Here is an 18,343-nt window from a genome sequence, read left to right as displayed (position 1 = left end):
TCCGCACGTTACTGATCCCGCCGGTTAGCCATATGCGCCGGCACGGCGGGATGCTTGGGCACCCGAGTACGCTGCGCCTCCTTCCTGTCACGCCAGAAGGCGGCGAGCCAGATCAGGCTGCCAATCGCTACGGCGTCGCCGCCCAATCCCGCCATCCACTGGTATGAGCCGAGCGAGACCACGCGCAAAGCTGTGTCGATGACAAGCGACATGCACGCGCCCGCGATAAAACAGACAAGCCCTTGTTTGCCCACATTCACCACGCTGGGCAAAGCCTGAGCGATCGCGCGAATCCAGCCTGCATGGACCGCTTGTGCAAACAGCCACGCGACCACGACAAAACTCACGATGCGCAGCGTCGCGAGGTTCTGCTTCATGTATCCGGGCGGCGCCTGCGTCTCGAGGAACAGCTTGGCAAAAGCGAACGTCAGGAACACGACAATGGCGGCACGCGTCAGCCAGCGCGCCGTTTTCGAGTTGTGGAATTCCGCGCTGATCGGCTGGACGCGCGAAAGTATTCCCAGCGCGAACATCAGTTGCCACGCGAACGGGTTGAACGACCAGCCTTCGGCGTAGGCGGAAGGCAGCCATTGCGCGAGCGACGACGCAAACAGCCACATGCCCAGGCTGCCGAACAGCACGACAACAGGTTTGCGCTGTGCAAGCGGCACGACAAAAGGTACGGCGAGCGCGAACATGGCGTACATCGGCAACACCGACGACAAATATGGCTGATGCCGCAACGTGGCGATATCGAACGAAAGGCCGAGCGGACGCGCCAGGAACGCCGGCCATTCGGTGATTTGCAGCATGGGCGTATCGACCCGCAACCACATGAGCAATGCGCCGCCCAGCAACATCATCACGGCCGTAAACAGATACGCGCGATAGATTTCCCAACTACGCTTGAGGAACCGTCTGCAAGCGGCAGTGTGACTGCGGCTCGTCTCTATCGACGTATAGGCGGCAGCCGACGCATAGCCGCCAAGGAACACGAATACTTCGGCGGAATCGCAAAACGCATAGCTATGAAGCGTGAAGCGGGACAAGACGCTTCCGGAGATGTGATCCACGGCAATCACGAGCAGCACGAGTCCCCGAAAGAAATCGACTTCAAGGGAACGGCGATTCGGCGAACTCATGAATGCAACTCCGAAGAAATAACGTGTCTGCAAGAAATACGAAAGAGACCAAATGGCAGCCAAATCCGGTCAAATTTGCGGGTTCAGTTCAAACTCGGGTTAGTACTAGATGTCTTCCAAAAATTCCCGTCAGATTATTCGCTTAACGCTAGAACGGCTGCGGCGTTGATCTTTTCCGGAGAATCGCAACTTGCGTACCGGCGCTCGCTGTCTATACTCGAAAAAACTTTGCACATAAATGAGGCAATCGTGCGGATTCATCTTCACAGTGCCCACGTTGTCGCGATGATTGCTATCGCCTTATTCAGCGCACTCATGCTGGCTGTGCGTTTCCGGACGACGAGCTGGCGCGGCATTGTGCTTGAGGCGCTGATTGCCAATCTGGGCGCCATTGCAGCCGTGGTCACTTTTGAGCTAGTCACGAGCTGAAAATCTCCCGCTACGTTTGAAGTAAACACCGCCGCACATTCGGAACTCTCTAACACTAGCCGATAAATCTTTCATTAGCCCTGTGCGTTTGTTCAAACGTTTGCGCGTTATACAAATCGCCAAATGTGGCATTGCGTTTTGCTTTCGACATTCTCTCCGCTCTTGCCACCCCGACAAGAGCGTTTATGGGACGCAGGCTGATGGCTGGCGTCCCATTTTTCTTTTATCGGCTGATATTGCCCTATTCGTTCTGTTTTGCTCTCAATGGATATTGGCGACCGATCCAGATTCTCGTTACGCGCGTCGTTATAATCACCGCTTTGCCAAAAGCCGGTCGCGTGGCTTATTGCTCATGAATCGAGTGCTCCGTTCTCTTCCCCGCCGCACTGTCCGGCGCGCGCGCAGTATCTGGCATCGATACGGCATTTTCTGGGTCGGCGCGATCGTGGTGGGACTTGTGGCGGTGCTTTATGCAAGACTCATCGACTGGGGTTACAACACGTTCCGCCTGGTTCAGCACGACCACGTGTGGCTGCCGCTGATCCTAACGCCAGCCGTCGCCGCGCTGTCGGTCTGGCTCACGCGCAGGTTTTTTCGCGGCTCCGAAGGTAGTGGCATTCCGCAGGTTATCGCCGTGCTGCATAGTCCGCCAGGGCTTGGAACGCGGCTGTTGTCGCCAGGCATTGTGGCCGCCAAGATCGGCATCTCCTTCCTGGCGATACTCGGCGGTTTCACCATCGGCCGCGAAGGTCCGACCGTGCAGGTCGGCGCAGCGCTGATGTACAACCTTCGCCGCCTGTTCCCTCGATCCAATGCGCGCATAGAACGGCAGCTTGTACTCGCGGGCGCGGCGGCGGGGTTATCGGCGGCATTCAATACGCCGTTGGCGGGCATTGTCTTCGCCATTGAAGAGCTGACGCGCAGCTTCGAAGCGCGCACGAGCGGCGTGCTGATCACCGCGATCATCCTCGCGGGCATTGTTGCGTTGGGCCTGAACGGCAACTACACGTATTTCGGAACCATCAGCGTCGGCGCGCATTTTCCCAGTTTGCTCGCGGTCGCCGTAGTGCTGACGGCGGTCGTGACGGGTATCGCGGGCGGCTTGTTCTGCTGGCTCCTGCTCAATACATCGAGATGGATTCCCGCGCGCTTGCGCGAACTGCATGCGTCCAAGCCGGTCGTGTTCGCCATGGTGTGCGGCTTGATCATCGCGATTGTGGGGCTGGTTTCAGGCGGCACCACGTTCGGCAGCGGCTACGCCGAAGCGCGAGGTCTGCTGGAAGGGCACGAACATCTCTCGGTGTTCTACCCGCTGCTCAAGATGGTATCGATGATCGGCTCATATCTGCCCGGCATTCCCGGCGGCATTTTCGCGCCTTCGCTTTCCATTGGCGCGGGTTTCGGCAACGTGCTGCACATGGTATTCGGCGACATGCAGTTGTCGATGCTGATCGCGCTCGGCATGGTCGGTTATCTCGCGGCCGTCACGCAGTCGCCGATCATGTCGTTCGTGATCGTCATGGAAATGATCGACGGCCACGCGCTGGTGATCTCGCTCATGGCAACGGCATTGATCGCGAGCCGCGTGTCGCGCTTTTTCGCGCCGCCGTTGTACGAAGCGCTCGCCCAGCGTTACATGACGCCGTTGCCGTTGCCCGTGCCGCGAGCGTCTCCTGAAGTGCCTGAAACTGAAACGCCCGTCGATGCAGAAGAGCCTGCGACCAAATAAAACTCAATAGACGTAGACCCGCGCTGCCGGCCGGTACGCATAAGAATGCGCCGGCACGACGATACAACCGCCAAGCAAGGTCGCGAGCAAGGTGACGATCAGCAGTTTCGTTTTCATCTGAAGCTCCGGTGCGCGGGCGGCATGTGACTGGCCGCCCGTCGCGTCATGGGGTTAAACGAACGCACGGGCGAGCGATAAACCTCAGGCCCAGTGCCCCGGCATATATCGCCACGCACCGCGACGCGCGACCCAATGTCCCGGCACCCAGTGATATCCCACGCGTTCGACTTGCCAATGCCCCGGATTCCACACGTACTGCCCGTGCTCCCAGCGCCAATGGCCCTGATCCCACACATAACCGGCGCGCGCCGGCGGCGCGACTTCCACGCGAACTGGCGGCGGCGCATTCGGCGCCACGATGATGACTTCGGCCGACGCACTTCCCGCGACAGCGGCAACACCGGCCATGACAATGGCCGCCTGGGCGATTAACAAACGAATTTTCATGATCGGCCTCTCGAGTGAGTCGCAGCACACGAAACGATGCAGCGATACCCAATCAATGCGCGAACCCGCGCTTTAGCCGACAAATCCCATGTAACGGCGATGGCTAAACTGCAACCGAATATTGATGTAATTCGGCATCGCCCAATAACTCCGCGCACGCAAACGGTAAACCGCAGAAACGCGAAAACCGGAATCAGACATCGATTCCGGCTTTCTCACCCGCTTTGAGGTGACATCAAATACGTCAGACCGATGGAATCTCGATCTTCACCTCGAGCACTTCCAGATCGTCCTGGCGTTCCAGGCTCACGCGAATATCGTCGCTTGAGATCTTCACATACTTGGAAATCACGGCAACGAGTTCTCGTTGCAACGCCGGCAGATAATCAGCGGCCGGCTGGCCACCCGCGCGCTCGTGCGCGATGATCAACTGCAAGCGTTCCTTCGCGACCGAAGCGGACTTCTTTTTCTCGCCCAGCAAAAACGAAAGAATCGACATTGCGTCCCCTTACTTGTTGCCGAAGATGCGTTGCAACAGACCTGGCTTCTGATAGTCGGTGAAGCGCAGGGACTTTTCCTCGCCAAGAAAGCGCGAGACGATGTCCTTGTACGCTTCAGCCACGTCAGTGCCATCGAGGTGCACGGCCGGCAAACCCTGGTTCGACGCATGCAGCACCGCTTCCGACTCCGGAATCACGCCAATCAGATCGATGCGCAGGATTTCCTGGATGTCGGTGAGCGACAGCATCTCGCCTTCGCTCACGCGCTTCGGGTTGTAGCGAGTGATCAGCAAGTGTTCCTTGACCGGTTCCTTGCCTTCAATAGCACGCTTCGTCTTCGACGACAAAATGCCGAGAATGCGATCCGAATCACGCACCGACGACACTTCCGGGTTCGTCACGATCAGCGCTTCGTCGGCGAAATGCATGGCGAGCAGCGCGCCCGACTCAATCCCGGCCGGCGAGTCGCAGACAATGTATTCGAAGTCCATCGCGATCAGGTCGTTGATGACCTTCTCCACGCCGTCTTGCGTAAGCGCGTCTTTGTCGCGCGTTTGCGAAGCCGGCAGGATGAACAGGTTCTCGCACTTCTTGTCCTTGATCAGCGCCTGGTTCAGGTTCGCTTCACCCTGGATCACATTAATGAGGTCATACACCACGCGGCGTTCGCAGCCCATGATGAGATCGAGATTGCGCAGGCCGACGTCGAAGTCGATCACGGCCGTCTTGTGCCCGCGCAATGCGAGGGCCGATGCGAAGCTCGCGCTGGTGGTCGTCTTGCCGACGCCGCCCTTGCCCGAAGTCACCACAATGATTTTTGCCATTCCTGTACCTTGTGTTCGTCCATTAAATCCGCTGGCATGCCGTCCTGATGCGCGCCGTCCCCATCAGGCGCGCGTTGGCTGATGTTGATCAGGCCGCTCAGGTCAGCCGCAACGGTTCGATCATGAGTTTTTCTTCATCGAGCCAGATCTGCACCGACTTGCCCAGAACATCCGGCGTGAGCGGCGTTTCCGTCGTCCTGTAAATCCCGGCGATGGAAATCAGTTCCGGTTCAAGACAAGTGCAGAAAATGCGCGCGTCGAGATTGCCGTGGACACCCGCAAGCGCCCGGCCGCGCAACGGCGCATAAATATGGATGTTGCCTTCCGCGATCACTTCGGCGCCGTAGCTCACGAGCCCGAGCACGACAAGATCGCCCTTCGCGTACACCTGCTGCCCGGAACGCAACGGCCGGTCGATGATCGTGGTCTTCGGTGCCGGCGCGCCCGGCGGCGGCGCTTGCGCGACTGCCGCTTCGATCACGGCGACGGCTTCAGTGTTTTCGACGTTGGCATCGACTGAAGGCTTGGGCGCGCCTCGCCGGTCGCGGGCCTCCAGCAACGGCAACGCGTTTTCAGCCGCCCACGCCTGCTCCGGCAACGCCACCACGCCGACAGGACGCATGCGCACGCTGTCGAGCAACGCCGCGAGTTCGCTCACCGATATACGATCGCCCGCGTCGAGCCGGCGCACGTCGATGGCGACGGTATCGCCCGCAAAAAATTCAGGAGTCGCTTCGAAGCGCCGCGTGAGTTCCGTGCGCAGCGCGTCGAGGTCGGTAGTCTTGACGACAAACAAAAGCGTGTCGACAGAGCCGCTGCGCAATTCGAAAAAGGGCGTTTTTTTGAGCGACATAGGTAAAGCCAAAATTTTTGCGTATTTTACAGGCGTGAGCGCGGACAGCAGGAAAATTTCAGATTGCCGCTGCAATACAGGTGCCGTGCAAGCGTCGTGTCGTTTTGCAACAGGCAGCGTGATGTCCGCTGGAAAGAAAGAACTTGGAGGAACCGCGAAGAGAACATGAGCGGACGAACAGGCCACGTTATCACGCACGGCCCATCCCGTTGCGGCAATTGCGCGGATGCACGTGTCCGGGACTACGCGGCGCGATCGCCCACGCGACGCACCAGCAGCGTCTCGAATTCCTCGGGATGTGCGGGAATCCGGCGCCGCTCGCCGGTCGGACCAAAACCCAGGCGCTCATAAAACCGCATGGCATTGCGATTGCCATCGGCGATCCATGCAAAGACGTCGTGCACGCGCCGCTCCGCGAGCCATTGGGTCGCGGCATTCACCAGCAACTCGCCGCCACGCAAATGCCGCACTGCCGGCGCGACCCACAACGCATAAACGAAAGCGCGCGGCTCCGCGGCCTCTTCGATGAACGCACCGACAAGACCTGCGGGATGGCCTTCCGTGTACAAAATAAAAGATGCCGTGATGTCGGAATTCGCGTGGCGATCAGCCGTTTCGTCGAAGCTCGAGACATCGGCGGACAAGGCTTCCTCCAGCGTCTCCCCGAACGCATACGGTGCTTCGCGCAACGAGGCCGTGCGAAGTTCGCGCAGGACTGCGCCTTGATGCGCGGCGATCCGGTGAACAGTTAGTGAAGGACTCATGCGGGTGTTTTTCTCTCAAGCTTGTCACAAGCTTCTTAAGCAGTCTTCTTAGGCTATGTCTCAGGCTGTTTTTGCCGGCTCGTCTGGCTCGTCTAATTTGGTAGCTTCGACCGAACGGGCAAACGAGTCAAATCATTATTGCAGGCTATGTGCTCTGGCGCCCGCCCGTGTATTCACGGCGCCGCATACTCGCCGGTGCCGTCGGGCCAAGGCGTGAGCACTTCGTAGCCATCGTCGGTGACGGCGACCATGTGTTCCCACTGCGCGGAAAGCGATCGGTCCTTTGTTGTCACCGTCCAGCCGTCGCGCGATTGCTGCGTTGCAGCGCGGCCGGCATTCACCATAGGTTCGATGGTAAAAACAAGGCCCGGTTTCAAGCGCAAGCCCGCGCCCGGTTGTCCGTAATGCAGCACTTGCGGATCTTCATGATAAACACGGCCAATTCCATGACCGCAATACTCCCGCACGATCGAATAACCCTCGCGGTTGGCGACCGTCTGGATCGCGTAACCCACGTCGCCGAGCGTCGCGCCCGGGCGCACCGAGCGAATGCCGGCAACCATGGCTTCATAGGTTGTGTCGCAAAGACGCTTTGCCTCGCGACTCGGCGCACCCGCGTAATACATGCGGCTCGTATCGCCGAAATAACCGTCCTTGATGATCGCGACATCGATGTTGACGATATCGCCATCCTTCAGTTCCCGTGCGCTCGGAATGCCGTGACAGACCACGTGATTTACTGACGTGCAGATGGTCTTCGTAAAACCCATGTAGCCCACGTTCGCGGGGATCGCCTTCAGTTCGTCGACAATGAAGCGGTTGCAGATCGCATCCAGCTCGTCCGTGGTGACGCCCGGCTTGACGTGTTCGCCGATCATGGCAAGAACTTCTGCGGCGAGGCGCCCGGAAATGCGCAGCTTTTCGATGTCGCCGGGCGACTTGAGTGTTATAGCCATGGAGCGTTGGTGTGTCGGCGCGCGGTATCGATATGGCTTCGATCCAGTATCAAGGTGTCCGCAGCGCATTATTTCAGGATGCCGGCGATGATAGCATCGCGCGCTACCCCGCTCTTTTTCCAATGCTTTCCGCATCGCCGCGCAGCCACACGGCACCGCGTTTCTCGTGATTCAGGCTTGTTTCCCGGAGCGGTTTACGCTCTATTTGCGTCTTGTTTTAACTACGCCTTTCGCCAATGCCCTCAAGTCGCGCTGTTTCGTTTGCTCTTTCGATTACTTTATGGTGCCCGTTGCCGGTGGCCTTGTTCGCGGGACTCGCGCTCACCGCATGCAGTTCCACGAGCGGTCCCGAACTTCGTGCTTCGAACCCGGTGATATTCGTGTCGTCGAGGCGCGCGCCGCCGGACATCTTCAATTGCCTTGAAGACCGGCTTCCGGCCTTGTCCACGTCGAAATCGGGCGGCGCCTCGGAACTCGTGGTCGGGCCCAACGCGTGGCTGGTGACGTTGACACCGTCGCAGTATGGGTCAACCGTAAAAGTACAGAAATCGGAGCGAGACTACAGCGGATTACCGGAACCGGAAATGCGCTTCAATATTGCACGATGTACAACTTGATAAGCATTTTGAAGAATAAAAAGCCGCGGTGAAATCTGATTCACCGGGGCTTTTCGGTTAGTCATTATCAGAAGCAAAAATGCACGCCAAGGGTGACGCTATCGTTATTAAGTTTGCTTCACAATTTATATCGATACGAACGCCAGCGTGCGTGGACGCATGTGGCGAAACCCCAGTTGCGTCAAGGCGTGCAAGGTCGCAACTTGATTTCGCAACGAAACCGGCGATTGAATCACCGACACCTTGTTCAGCCGCGCATGACAAGGTCTCAACGAATTTTCGCGCTATTATTTATCCGTGCATTCGCGAGTACTGGAGAGACGCCTAAATCAAGTTATTCAGATTAAAGAAATGATGACGTGACTATTCCAAGTACAGAGAAATTGACGACGCCTTAACGCACGCAACTGCTGATATACATCCGGGCTCGCGGCATACAGTTGCCATTAGCGGAATTAGCGCATGAAACAAATCTCTTTTATTGTTCGAAAAAGCCTGCTTGCGACCGGCTTGATTGCCCATGCGCTAAGTCATGTGGCATACGCACAAGCTACAGATCCTGCCGTGCCCATGCCCGATAACCCGGTGTCCTTGTCGATCCTCCCGGCGCACGTTTATCGGGCGCCATCAATCACAGGGGCACTGGACGGCGCGTCCGAGCCCAAACCAGCTTCAGGCGCTGACGACTGGGCGAACCGGCCAGTACCAAGTATCGAAAAGCCGGACAACTGGGCGTGCCGGACGTCGAATAATCTGAGCCGCAGTTCGATTGGCCGGAATCAGGACGGAAAAACCATCTCCGATATAGAAGGCCGGCTGCCGAAGTGCTGAAACGCGCCAACCCGCGCTACGACTTCGGACCACAAAGCAAAACACCCGCTGATCTAGCGATCAGCGGGTGTTTTTAATTTGGCGGAAAGGGTGAGATTCGAACTCACGGTACCCCTAAAGGTACACTGGATTTCGAGTCCAGCGCATTCGACCACTCTGCCACCTTTCCAGTTATTGCAGCCGCATCACTGCTTGCAGCGGCTCTCGCTAAACGGGTCGATGTCCAGCGAGAGAAAGATTATAGACGAGTCCAATCCGGTTTCCAAGCCCCTTTTCGTAAGTCTGTTACAACAGACACGTCTTATTCCGATGCCGGCACTGCCAGTTTCTCGACGCCACGCAAGTACGGCCGCAACGCTACCGGAACCGTCACCGATCCGTCTGCATTCTGATAATTCTCCAGCACCGCGACAAGCGTCCGGCCAACCGCCAAGCCCGAACCGTTCAGCGTATGGACAAACTCCGGTTTGCCCTGCGCATTGCGAAACCGCGCCTGCATGCGCCGCGCCTGGAACGCTTCAGTGTTCGAGCAACTCGATATCTCGCGATACGTGTTCTGCGCCGGCAACCAGACCTCCAGGTCGAAGGTCTTCGATGCCGAAAAACCCATGTCGCCCGTACACAGCGTGATCACGCGATACGGTAATTCGAGCTTCTGCAGGATGGTTTCAGCGTGGCCGACCATTTCGTCGAGCGTGTCATACGACTTTTCCGGCGAAACGACCTGCACCATCTCGACTTTATCGAATTGATGCTGACGGATCAGACCGCGCGTATCGCGCCCGTACGAACCGGCTTCGGACCGAAAGCACGGTGAGTGCGCGGTGAGCTTGACCGGCAACGCCGAGGCTTCCAGGATGCTTTCCCGCACCGTGTTCGTCAGCGAAATTTCAGAGGTCGAAATCAGGTATTGGGTGACCGTGTTTTCCTCGCCGCCCTTTTCGACACGGAACATGTCATCGGCAAACTTGGGCAACTGGCCCGTGCCCACCAAGATTTCCGGATTCACGATATACGGCGTGTACGCCTCCGTATAACCGTGCTGCTCGGTATGCGTGTCGATCATGAACTGTGCAAGCGCGCGATGCAGACGCGCAATCTGCCCGCGCAGCAAGGTGAAACGCGCGCCCGAAAGCTTTGCGCCCGTTTCGAAGTCGAGCCCGAGCGGCGCACCCACATCAACATGATCCTTCACTTCAAAATCGAATGAACGCGGCGTACCCCAGCGGCGCGCTTCCACGTTTCCGGCTTCGTCGTTGCCAACAGGCACGCTTTCGTGCGGCAAATTGGGCACGCCGAGCATGAGGTCGGACAGCCGCTTCTGAATCTCTTCAAGCTGCGCCGCCGAAGCCTTCATGGTTTCGCCGATACCCCCCACTTCCGCCATGACGGCCGCTGTGTCTTCGCCGCGTCCTTTCATTGCGCCGATCTGCTTGGACAGCGTATTGCGGCGCATTTGCAGTTCTTCAGTGCGGGTCTGGATTTCGCGGCGCTCCGCTTCCAGTGCCGCGAATGCCGCGACGTCGAGTGTGTAGCCGCGTTGGGCCAGACGCTTGGCGACAGCGTCTGGATCTTTGCGCAGGAGTTGAATGTCGAGCATGGCGGGGCCGGTTCTTCCAAATATGCGAATCCGCGATTTTAACGCAGCACGCCATGCGTGTTGACGTGGTTTGGACGCGTTAGCCGTCTGGCCTGCCGAAACCCGCAATTGCTGCATCGATTTGCATCGATCCACGCATTCAGCGTCAACCGAGAAACGTCGATACGCTACTTTTTGTCGCCCTTGTGCTCGCGCCGCCATTGCGCGTCGAGTTCCGCGAGACGCGCCATCTTTTCTCCGATCTTGCCTTCCAGCCCGCGCGGCGTCGGCTCGTACCAGTGCGGGTCGCGCATGCCATCCGGCAAATAGGTCTCACCTGCCGCGAAGGCATCGGGTTCGTCGTGCGCGTATCGATACTCATGGCCGTATCCAAGCTCCTTCATCAGCCGGGTCGGCGCGTTGCGCAAATGAACCGGCACGCCGCGCGACTGATCCTTGCCGACAAACCGCCGCGCCTCGTTATAAGCCTTGTAGCCAGCGTTGGACTTCGGCGCGACCGCCAGATAGATCAGCGCCTGCGCCAGCGCGAGCTCGCCTTCCGGCGTGCCAAGCCGCTCATAGGTCTCGGCGGCGTCGAGCGCGATGCGGCCAGCGCGTGGATCGGCGAGACCGATATCTTCCCAGGCCATCCGGACGATTCGCCGCGCGAGATAGCGCGGATCGGCGCCGCCATCGAGCATTCTGCAAAACCAGTAAAGCGTCGCGTCCGGATTGCTGCCGCGAACCGATTTGTGCAAGGCGCTGATCTGGTCGTAGAACGCATCGCCGCCTTTGTCGAAGCGCCGCAGATTCTCAGTCAGCGCGCTGCCGAGCAATTCGCCGTCGATATGCGTCGACTTGTGCTGCGCGGCCGCCCGCGCCACGATTTCCAGATTGTTGAGGAGCTTGCGGCCGTCGCCATCGGCGGAGCCGATCAGCGCCGCGCGGGCGTCATCGGAAAACGTCAGGCCGCCGAGTTCGCCCTGCGCGCGCTCCAGCAATTCGTCGAGTTCGCTTTCATCCAGGCTCTTCAGCACATAAACCGCCGCCCGCGACAACAACGCGCTGTTGACTTCGAACGATGGATTCTCGGTCGTCGCGCCCACGAACACGAACAACCCGGACTCGACGTGCGGCAAGAACGCGTCCTGCTGGCTTTTGTTGAACCGATGCACCTCGTCCACGAAAACCAGCGTCTGATGCCCGTTCGCCCGATGAATCTGCGCGAGTTCAACGGCCTCGCGAATGTCCTTCACGCCCGACAACACCGCCGACAACGAGATGAACTCGGCATGAAACGCGGCGGCCATCAAGCGCGCGAGCGTGGTCTTGCCCACGCCGGGCGGCCCCCAGAGGATCATGGAATGCGCCTCGCCGGATTCGAATGCGACGCGCAGCGGCTTGTTGGGACCCAACAGATGTTTCTGGCCGATCACCTCGTCAATGGTACGAGGACGCAAACGCTCGGCGAGGGGAACATTGGCACGGTTTTCTTCGAACATGGCGCGATTGGGATTTTCCGGATAAGTCTGGGAATGCAGCAATGGTGCAACAAGCGCGAAGCCAGCGATAATTCGTGCGCTTTTCCAAGACAAACGCCGGCGCTGCTTCAAAATGCTGCGATAGTCGATTATGACAGTTGCCGCCCGCCCGGTTTCTCTTCGATAAAAACACGCACGAGCCGGCCCAAACTTCGCAAATAAGGACGAAATCCGAATGGCACAAGAGAACACTACCGACACCGCCACCGAAACCAGCGCCTCGACTTACGCTCCCCTGCTGCCCGTTCCGGCCGCGCGCCGCGCGTTCGGGACATCGGATGCCTTCGCGTTGTGGTTTTCGCTTGGTATCGGCTTGCTGGTGGCTCAGGCTGGCGCGCTGCTCGTGCCGGGCATGTCCTTGCCCCATGCGCTCGTGGCCATCGTGCTCGGCACCGTGATCGGCGTAGTGTTGCTCGCGCTTGCCGGCGTAGTCGGCACGGACACGGGGCTCGCCGCCATGTCGTCGCTGCGCCCCACGCTCGGGCTTCGCGGCGCGTCCGTCCCCGCCGTGCTCAACGCGGTGCAGCTCGTGGGCTGGGGTTCGTTCGAAATCATCGTGATGCGCGATTCCGCCGATGCCCTCGCCAAGCAGTCCTTTGGCGTCTCCATGCCGCTTATCTGGACGCTGATTTTCGGCCTGCTGGCGGCGGTTCTCGCGATCACCGGCCCGCTGTCCTTTGTCCGCCGCTTCTTGCGCACGTGGGGCATGTGGCTGCTGCTCGGCGGCGCGGGGTGGCTCACGTGGAACCTGCTGTCGAAACAGGACATTGGCGCGCTGATGAACCGGCCGGGCACCGGCGAAATGCCGTTCGGCGCGGGTATCGACCTGGTTGTCGCGATGCCGCTTTCATGGCTGCCGCTGATAGCGGATTACACGCGATTCGGCCGCAGCGCGGGCGGCACGTTTCGAGGCACGCTGTTCGGCTACGGCATTGCGAATATCTGGTTCTATGCGCTCGGCGCGTTCTACGGCCTCGCGGCGGGCGGCGGCGATGCATTGCTCACTGTGGCGTTTGCGCAGGCCGCGGGCGGGATTGCGCTGCTGCTGATCCTCATCGATGAAATCGACAACGCCTTCGCCGATATCCATTCGGCCGCCGTGTCCACCGGCACGTTTTGGGCGAAGGCGAGCGTGCCGTTGTTATCGGCGGGATTCGGCGCGTTGTGCACGCTGATCGCGCTGCTCGTGCAGATGGGCAAGTACCAGAATTTCCTGCTGCTGATCGGCTCGGTCTTTGCGCCGCTATTCGGCGTGGTGCTCGCGGACCATTTCATTGTGCGCAAACGTCGCGTGGCGGTCGCCGCGCTGACCGATCGGCACGGCCCGTACGCGTTCTCGGCCGGCTGGCATGTGAGCGCGTTTGTTGCATGGGCGCTCGGGATTGCGGCTTATCACGCGATCAACCAATGGCTGCCGAATCTCGGCGCCACGCTGCCGGCGCTGGTGATTGGCGCGCTGGCTTATCTGGCACTGGTTTCGGGTGCGGGACGGCGGCAGGAAAGCGGATCATCGGCGACTTGAGCGCCGTGCAACTGCAAGCGAGGCTGCAAACGCCTCGCTTCCTGAACCGCGATCAACCGTTGATTACATCGGCGCCCTTCGGCACCACGAACTTGAACTGATCGTTTCTCAGCGGCGGGTTCTTCTCGATATTCGAGAACGTCAGCAAGGTCACGTTACCGAATACGTCGTGCAATTCCATGGCTTCGAGATTGCCGTTCCTGAAGCCGATACCCACCTGCTGGAACTGCGTATCCTGCGCTTTCGGCGTCAATTCCAGCCAGTCGATGCCATCCTTCACGCCTGCATCGCGCAGGGTGAAATTCTTGTCGAGATCATTGCTGCCAAAAAGGATCGCGGCGGGACTCGCGCCCAGCGCATTGCCCAACTCGCGCACGGTGACCTGGTTCAGGTCCTTGTCATAGACATAGAGCTTGTCGCCGTCAGCCTGGAGCACTTGCGCATACGGCTTCTCATACGACCAGATGAACTTCCCCGGCCGCGCGAACGTGAACGTGCCGCTCGCCGTGCCCGATGTTTTCGGCGCGGCGTTCTGCGTGGCCGTGGCGGAAGCCGCCTTGCTCGGCGCCTTCACCTCACGCTGGACAAAGGTGCCGTGCGCCGCATGGACCTGCGCGACAAACGCCTTCAACTGCTCGGTGCCGCTTGCGAATGCCTGCGATGCAAGCAGCATTGACGCACTCAAAACCCCTGCTTGAATCACGCGATGAAACGACTTGCTGAACACTGACTGCATATGAATGAAACCTCCAGAAACCTATTCTGCTTCACGCGCGGGCGTGAGAATTTCGCGATTGCCGTTCGAAGACATGCTTGAAACCAGGCCCGAATTCTCCATTTGCTCGAGCAACCGCGCTGCACGGTTATAACCGATCCGCAGGTGCCGCTGCACGAGCGAGATGGATGCGCGCTTGTTCTTGATCACAATCTCGACGGCCTGATCGTAGAGCGGATCGGCTTCGCCGTCGCCGCCACCGGACGCGCCCGGCGCGCCTTCTTCACCGTCCCCGGCCACGCCGCCCTCAAGAATGCCCTCAATGTAATTCGGCTCGCCCTGCTCCTTCAGCTTGTTCACCACGCGGTGCACTTCTTCGTCCGATACAAACGCGCCATGCACGCGCACCGGCAAGCCGGAACCTGGCGGCAGATAAAGCATGTCGCCCATGCCGAGCAGCGACTCGGCGCCCTGCTGGTCGAGAATGGTCCGCGAGTCGATCTTCGATGACACCTGGAACGCCATGCGCGTAGGCACGTTCGCCTTGATCAAGCCGGTAATCACGTCCACCGATGGCCGCTGCGTGGCGAGAATCAGGTGAATGCCGGCCGCGCGCGCCTTCTGCGCAATGCGGGCAATCAGTTCTTCCACCTTCTTGCCGACAACCATCATCAGGTCGGCCAGTTCGTCGATCACGACCACGATGGTCGGCAAGCGGTTCAGCGGTTCGGGTTCATCCGGCGTCAGGCTGAACGGGTTGGGAATCTTCTCGTCGCGCTTCGCGGCTTCGTCGATCTTGTTGTTGAAGCCTGCGAGATTACGCACGCCCATCTTGCTCATCAGCTTGTAACGGCGTTCCATCTCGGCCACGGCCCAGTTCAGCGCGTGACCGGCCTGCCGCATGTCGGTGACAACTGGGCAGAGCAGATGCGGAATGCCTTCGTAGACGCTCATTTCAAGCATCTTCGGATCGATGAGGATCATGCGCACTTCGTCGGCCGTGGCCTTATACAACAGCGACAGGATCATCGCGTTGATACCCACCGATTTGCCCGAGCCGGTCGTGCCGGCCACCAGCAAGTGCGGCATTTTCGCGAGATCCGCGCACACCGGCTTTCCGCCAATATCCTTGCCGAGACCCATGGTCAAAGGCGAAGCGGCATCGGCATAAACTTGCGAGCCGAGAATCTCGGACAGACGCACGGTCTGGCGGCGCTGGTTCGGCAACTCCAGCGCCATGAAATTCTTGCCCGGAATCGTCTCGACCACGCGGATGGAAACCAGCGAAAGCGAGCGCGCCAGATCCTTTGCCAGCCCCACGATCTGCGACCCTTTGACGCCCGTGGCAGGTTCGATTTCGTAACGCGTCACGACCGGTCCCGGATACGCGGCGACCACGGCCACTTCCACGCCGAAGTCCTTGAGTTTTTTCTCGATCAGGCGGGACGTGTATTCGAGCGTATCGGCGGAAATGGTCTCCTTGACTTCGGGCGCGGCGTCGAGCAATGCCAGCGGCGGCAGCGTGGAGTCGCCGGGAAGATCGGTGAAAAGCGGCACCTGCTTTTCCTTTTCCACCCGCGCCGACTTCACTGGCGCGGCCGGCGGCACGATCATGACCGGTTCCTGCTCTTCAATCTTGACGCGGCCCCGTACCACCTTGCCTTCGCGTTTTTCGGCCGCCGCTTCGCCGAGCTTGCGGTCACGCCCTGCTTCGCGGCGCAGTCTTGCGCCCGTAATGGTGGCCATGATGCCGTCGCCGGTTTTTTCGCAGACGGAAAGCCAGGAGAAGTTGAAATAGAGCGACAAGCCGATGGCCAGAGCAATCAACAGGATCAGCGTCGCGCCGGTAAAGCCGAACGCGTGGGAAACGGCATGCGCCACGGCCTCGCCGACCACGCCGCCCGGCGCGCGCGGCACCTGCACCTTGAGCGACCACATGCGCAACGCTTCAATACCGTCGCTTGCCAGCAGCACCAGCACGAAAGCGAAGGCCTCGGCAAGCCACGTGCGGTCTTTCAGCGGTTGCTCGGCCGGCGTCTCGTGATTGGTGATCCGCCGGTAATTTGCGATGATCCGCCGCGCGAGCAGCACGACCCACCAATATGCGGAAAGGCCGAAGAGCAGCAGAAGGATGTCCGCCGTCCACGCGCCCACCCGCCCCGCCCAGTTGGCGATCTGGTCAACTTGCGCGGCGTGGGTCCAGCTTGGATCGTGGCGGCTGTAGCTCACGAGCGCCATGAGCAGGAACACGCCGAGCGCGACCTGCAGGATCCATCGAATCTCGGTAAAAAGGCGCGACATGCGGTGAGGCAACGCCTGCGCACTCGCAGAATAGGTAGCTTTTGCCATTGATCCGTAAGGCTTTTGGCCCACCATGAATCTCACGGCGAGCCGACAGGGTTAAGGACGCATTGTAAACGCTGCGTTGCGATGATCGAGCAAAAATGGACCACGGTTTCACCCTGTAACAGCCGCGTTACACGCCGGACGTGCCAGCGCACCCTATGGCCGCCATTGAAAGGATCACTCGGCGGCGCTTGTTGACACTCTTTATAATGGCGAACTCGCACCTAAATACAGGTCAACGGCATTAGTGCGCCGCCGGCACGGTTTTCCTGGCCGCCCGCGCCTTCTGCGAAATAAACCGTCTGATCGCCCGGCGGTTTGGCCCTAACCAAACGGATTGCTCTCATGTCTTCGCCCAAACACGCAAAAGTGCTGATTCTCGGCTCCGGTCCTGCTGGCTATTCCGCCGCTGTCTACGCGGCGCGCGCCAACCTGTCGCCCTTGCTCATCACGGGTCTGGCGCAAGGCGGTCAGCTCATGACCACGACCGACGTGGAGAACTGGCCCGGCGATCCGTTGGGCGTGCAAGGTCCGGAACTGATGCAGCGCATGCTGGAACATGCCGAGCGTTTCAACACGGAAATTGTGTTCGATCACATCCACACTGCCAAGCTGACCGAACGGCCAATCCGCCTGATCGGCGACTCGGGCGAGTACACGTGCGACTCGCTGATCATCGCGACGGGTGCATCGGCGCAATATCTGGGCGTGCCTTCGGAAGAAGCGTTCATGGGCAAGGGCGTGTCGGCGTGCGCCACCTGCGACGGATTCTTCTACAAGAACGGCGAAGTGGCCGTGATCGGCGGCGGCAATACAGCCGTGGAAGAAGCGCTGTATCTGGCGGGTATCGCGAAGAAAGTGACGGTGGTTCATCGCCGGGACAAATTCCGCGCCGAGCCGATCCTGATCGACCGCCTGCTCGCGAAGGAAAAAGAAGGCGTGGTGGATATCAAGTGGAATCACGTCCTCGACGAAGTCAAGGGCGACGCAAGCGGCGTGACCGGCCTGCAGATCAAGTGCACGGAAACAGGCACGGTCAGCGAAGTGCCGCTGCAAGGCGTGTTCGTCGCGATCGGCCACAAGCCGAACACGGACCTGTTCGCGGGCCAACTGGAAATGAAGAACGGCTACATCATCACGAACGGCGGCCTGCAGGGCAATGCGACGGGCACGAGCATAGACGGCGTGTTTGCCGCTGGTGACGTGCAGGATCACATTTATCGCCAGGCCATTACGAGCGCCGGAACGGGCTGCATGGCCGCGCTCGACGCGCAGCGCTATCTTGAAAGCATCCACGAGAACCCCGCCGTCCGGTCGATGAGCGCCGAAGCCGAGAGATAAGCCGCGGGAACTGTTGCGCTAGAGGTTTGAAGCATCAGATATGGTCAAACGCCGGTCGCGATCCTTTGGAATCGACCGGCGTTTCCGTTTCAGGCGCGGCAAAAATCGCGTGGACGCATCTTCATGCGCGTCCTTTTCCCGCGCTCC

17 protein-coding genes and 1 tRNA gene are annotated in these 18,343 nt (G+C 59.7%); 5 read left to right on the top strand and 13 right to left on the bottom strand.

The features are described from left to right. Positions 1 to 8: 8 nt before the first annotated feature. Positions 9 to 1,142, bottom strand: coding sequence for an OpgC domain-containing protein (locus tag AWB64_RS18620; protein WP_060856892.1), 1,134 nt, complete (start codon positions 1,140 to 1,142; stop codon positions 9 to 11). A gap of 249 nt (positions 1,143 to 1,391) precedes the next feature. On the opposite strand from AWB64_RS18620, the gene AWB64_RS18615 reads away from it, so the two are divergent. Together AWB64_RS18615 and AWB64_RS18610 are read left to right on the top strand one after the other, a co-directional pair. Beyond that, the gene (locus tag AWB64_RS18615; RefSeq protein ID WP_060856926.1) at positions 1,392 to 1,571 is read left to right on the top strand and encodes a hypothetical protein; all 180 of its coding nucleotides are present in this window, start codon (positions 1,392 to 1,394) and stop codon (positions 1,569 to 1,571) included. 352 nt (positions 1,572 to 1,923) lie between these two features. Continuing rightward, complete coding sequence (locus tag AWB64_RS18610) at positions 1,924 to 3,300, top strand: chloride channel protein (protein ID WP_060856925.1); 1,377 nt, start codon at positions 1,924 to 1,926, stop codon at positions 3,298 to 3,300. 201 nt (positions 3,301 to 3,501) lie between these two features. On the opposite strand, the gene AWB64_RS18605 is transcribed toward AWB64_RS18610, so the two are convergent. From AWB64_RS18605 to AWB64_RS31620, 7 genes are all read right to left on the bottom strand, one after another. Beyond that, positions 3,502 to 3,807 carry a YXWGXW repeat-containing protein gene (locus AWB64_RS18605; protein ID WP_060856891.1) on the bottom strand — a complete coding sequence of 102 codons (306 nt, stop codon included), beginning with the start codon at positions 3,805 to 3,807 and terminating at the stop codon, positions 3,502 to 3,504. 244 nt (positions 3,808 to 4,051) lie between these two features. Further along, positions 4,052 to 4,306 carry a cell division topological specificity factor MinE gene (minE, locus tag AWB64_RS18600; protein ID WP_060856890.1) on the bottom strand — a complete coding sequence of 85 codons (255 nt, stop codon included), beginning with the start codon at positions 4,304 to 4,306 and terminating at the stop codon, positions 4,052 to 4,054. Between the two features lie 9 nt (positions 4,307 to 4,315). Next, positions 4,316 to 5,131 (bottom strand): septum site-determining protein MinD, encoded by an 816-nt coding sequence (minD, locus tag AWB64_RS18595; protein ID WP_060856889.1) that lies wholly within the window; start codon positions 5,129 to 5,131, stop codon positions 4,316 to 4,318. A gap of 97 nt (positions 5,132 to 5,228) precedes the next feature. Continuing rightward, complete coding sequence (gene minC, locus AWB64_RS18590) at positions 5,229 to 5,984, bottom strand: septum site-determining protein MinC (RefSeq protein WP_060856888.1); 756 nt, start codon at positions 5,982 to 5,984, stop codon at positions 5,229 to 5,231. 242 nt (positions 5,985 to 6,226) lie between these two features. After that, positions 6,227 to 6,748, bottom strand: a complete 522-nt coding sequence (locus AWB64_RS18585) for a GNAT family N-acetyltransferase (protein WP_060856887.1) — start codon at positions 6,746 to 6,748, stop codon at positions 6,227 to 6,229. A gap of 173 nt (positions 6,749 to 6,921) precedes the next feature. Beyond that, the gene (gene map, locus AWB64_RS18580) at positions 6,922 to 7,704 is read right to left on the bottom strand and encodes a type I methionyl aminopeptidase (RefSeq protein WP_060856886.1); all 783 of its coding nucleotides are present in this window, start codon (positions 7,702 to 7,704) and stop codon (positions 6,922 to 6,924) included. A gap of 217 nt (positions 7,705 to 7,921) precedes the next feature. After that, positions 7,922 to 8,194, bottom strand: a complete 273-nt coding sequence (locus tag AWB64_RS31620) for a hypothetical protein (RefSeq protein WP_157766655.1) — start codon at positions 8,192 to 8,194, stop codon at positions 7,922 to 7,924. Positions 8,195 to 8,783: 589 nt separating this feature from the next. On the opposite strand from AWB64_RS31620, the gene AWB64_RS31615 reads away from it, so the two are divergent. Next, positions 8,784 to 9,152 carry a hypothetical protein gene (locus AWB64_RS31615; protein WP_157766654.1) on the top strand — a complete coding sequence of 123 codons (369 nt, stop codon included), beginning with the start codon at positions 8,784 to 8,786 and terminating at the stop codon, positions 9,150 to 9,152. A 79-nt stretch (positions 9,153 to 9,231) separates the two neighbouring features. On the opposite strand, the gene AWB64_RS18570 is transcribed toward AWB64_RS31615, so the two are convergent. The 3 genes from AWB64_RS18570 to AWB64_RS18560 all read right to left on the bottom strand — a co-directional run bounded on the left by AWB64_RS18570 (position 9,232) and on the right by AWB64_RS18560 (position 12,233). Next, positions 9,232 to 9,321 (bottom strand) — tRNA-Ser (locus AWB64_RS18570). A gap of 132 nt (positions 9,322 to 9,453) precedes the next feature. Beyond that, on the bottom strand, positions 9,454 to 10,752 hold the full coding sequence (gene serS / locus AWB64_RS18565) for a serine--tRNA ligase (RefSeq protein ID WP_060856884.1): 1,299 nt from the start codon (positions 10,750 to 10,752) through the stop codon (positions 9,454 to 9,456). A gap of 167 nt (positions 10,753 to 10,919) precedes the next feature. Next, positions 10,920 to 12,233 carry a replication-associated recombination protein A gene (locus AWB64_RS18560; RefSeq protein ID WP_060856924.1) on the bottom strand — a complete coding sequence of 438 codons (1,314 nt, stop codon included), beginning with the start codon at positions 12,231 to 12,233 and terminating at the stop codon, positions 10,920 to 10,922. Positions 12,234 to 12,447: 214 nt separating this feature from the next. On the opposite strand from AWB64_RS18560, the gene cytX reads away from it, so the two are divergent. Next, positions 12,448 to 13,794 (top strand): putative hydroxymethylpyrimidine transporter CytX, encoded by a 1,347-nt coding sequence (gene cytX, locus AWB64_RS18555; RefSeq protein WP_060856883.1) that lies wholly within the window; start codon positions 12,448 to 12,450, stop codon positions 13,792 to 13,794. 52 nt (positions 13,795 to 13,846) lie between these two features. Here the strand turns inward: cytX and lolA are convergent, their stop codons facing one another. Both lolA and AWB64_RS18545 read right to left on the bottom strand, forming a co-directional pair. Next, entirely contained in the window at positions 13,847 to 14,530 is a 684-nt protein-coding gene (lolA, locus tag AWB64_RS18550) for an outer membrane lipoprotein chaperone LolA (protein ID WP_060856882.1), read from the bottom strand. Positions 14,531 to 14,551: 21 nt separating this feature from the next. After that, positions 14,552 to 16,858: a DNA translocase FtsK gene (locus tag AWB64_RS18545; protein WP_060856923.1), complete on the bottom strand. Its 2,307-nt coding sequence runs from the start codon at positions 16,856 to 16,858 to the stop codon at positions 14,552 to 14,554. 342 nt (positions 16,859 to 17,200) lie between these two features. Here AWB64_RS18545 and trxB point away from each other — a divergent pair, with 342 nt between their 5' ends. Next, positions 17,201 to 18,196 (top strand): thioredoxin-disulfide reductase, encoded by a 996-nt coding sequence (gene trxB, locus AWB64_RS18540; protein WP_060856881.1) that lies wholly within the window; start codon positions 17,201 to 17,203, stop codon positions 18,194 to 18,196. Positions 18,197 to 18,343: the final 147 nt, after the last annotated feature.

The sequence above is a fragment of the Caballeronia sordidicola genome (genome assembly GCF_001544455.2).
Lineage (GTDB): Bacteria > Pseudomonadota > Gammaproteobacteria > Burkholderiales > Burkholderiaceae > Caballeronia > Caballeronia sordidicola.
Note: the sequence above shows the minus strand (reverse complement) of the source record. Positions and strands in the feature narration are given on the sequence as shown.

Excerpts from the sequence above, each read along its gene's own strand:
- minD (WP_060856889.1), bottom strand. The coding sequence starts at position 5,131 with ATGGCAAAAATCATTGTGGTGACTTCGGGCAAGGGCGGCGTCGGCAAG.
- map (WP_060856886.1), bottom strand. The coding sequence starts at position 7,704 with ATGGCTATAACACTCAAGTCGCCCGGCGACATCGAAAAGCTGCGCATT.
- AWB64_RS18620 (WP_060856892.1), bottom strand. The coding sequence starts at position 1,142 with ATGAGTTCGCCGAATCGCCGTTCCCTTGAAGTCGATTTCTTTCGGGGA.
- AWB64_RS18610 (WP_060856925.1), top strand. The coding sequence starts at position 1,924 with ATGAATCGAGTGCTCCGTTCTCTTCCCCGCCGCACTGTCCGGCGCGCG.
- AWB64_RS18585 (WP_060856887.1), bottom strand. The coding sequence starts at position 6,748 with ATGAGTCCTTCACTAACTGTTCACCGGATCGCCGCGCATCAAGGCGCA.
- minC (WP_060856888.1), bottom strand. The coding sequence starts at position 5,984 with ATGTCGCTCAAAAAAACGCCCTTTTTCGAATTGCGCAGCGGCTCTGTC.
- AWB64_RS18605 (WP_060856891.1), bottom strand. The coding sequence starts at position 3,807 with ATGAAAATTCGTTTGTTAATCGCCCAGGCGGCCATTGTCATGGCCGGT.
- minE (WP_060856890.1), bottom strand. The coding sequence starts at position 4,306 with ATGTCGATTCTTTCGTTTTTGCTGGGCGAGAAAAAGAAGTCCGCTTCG.
- AWB64_RS18545 (WP_060856923.1), bottom strand. The coding sequence starts at position 16,858 with ATGGCAAAAGCTACCTATTCTGCGAGTGCGCAGGCGTTGCCTCACCGC.
- trxB (WP_060856881.1), top strand. The coding sequence starts at position 17,201 with ATGTCTTCGCCCAAACACGCAAAAGTGCTGATTCTCGGCTCCGGTCCT.
- cytX (WP_060856883.1), top strand. The coding sequence starts at position 12,448 with ATGGCACAAGAGAACACTACCGACACCGCCACCGAAACCAGCGCCTCG.
- AWB64_RS31615 (WP_157766654.1), top strand. The coding sequence starts at position 8,784 with ATGAAACAAATCTCTTTTATTGTTCGAAAAAGCCTGCTTGCGACCGGC.
- lolA (WP_060856882.1), bottom strand. The coding sequence starts at position 14,530 with ATGCAGTCAGTGTTCAGCAAGTCGTTTCATCGCGTGATTCAAGCAGGG.
- AWB64_RS18560 (WP_060856924.1), bottom strand. The coding sequence starts at position 12,233 with ATGTTCGAAGAAAACCGTGCCAATGTTCCCCTCGCCGAGCGTTTGCGT.
- serS (WP_060856884.1), bottom strand. The coding sequence starts at position 10,752 with ATGCTCGACATTCAACTCCTGCGCAAAGATCCAGACGCTGTCGCCAAG.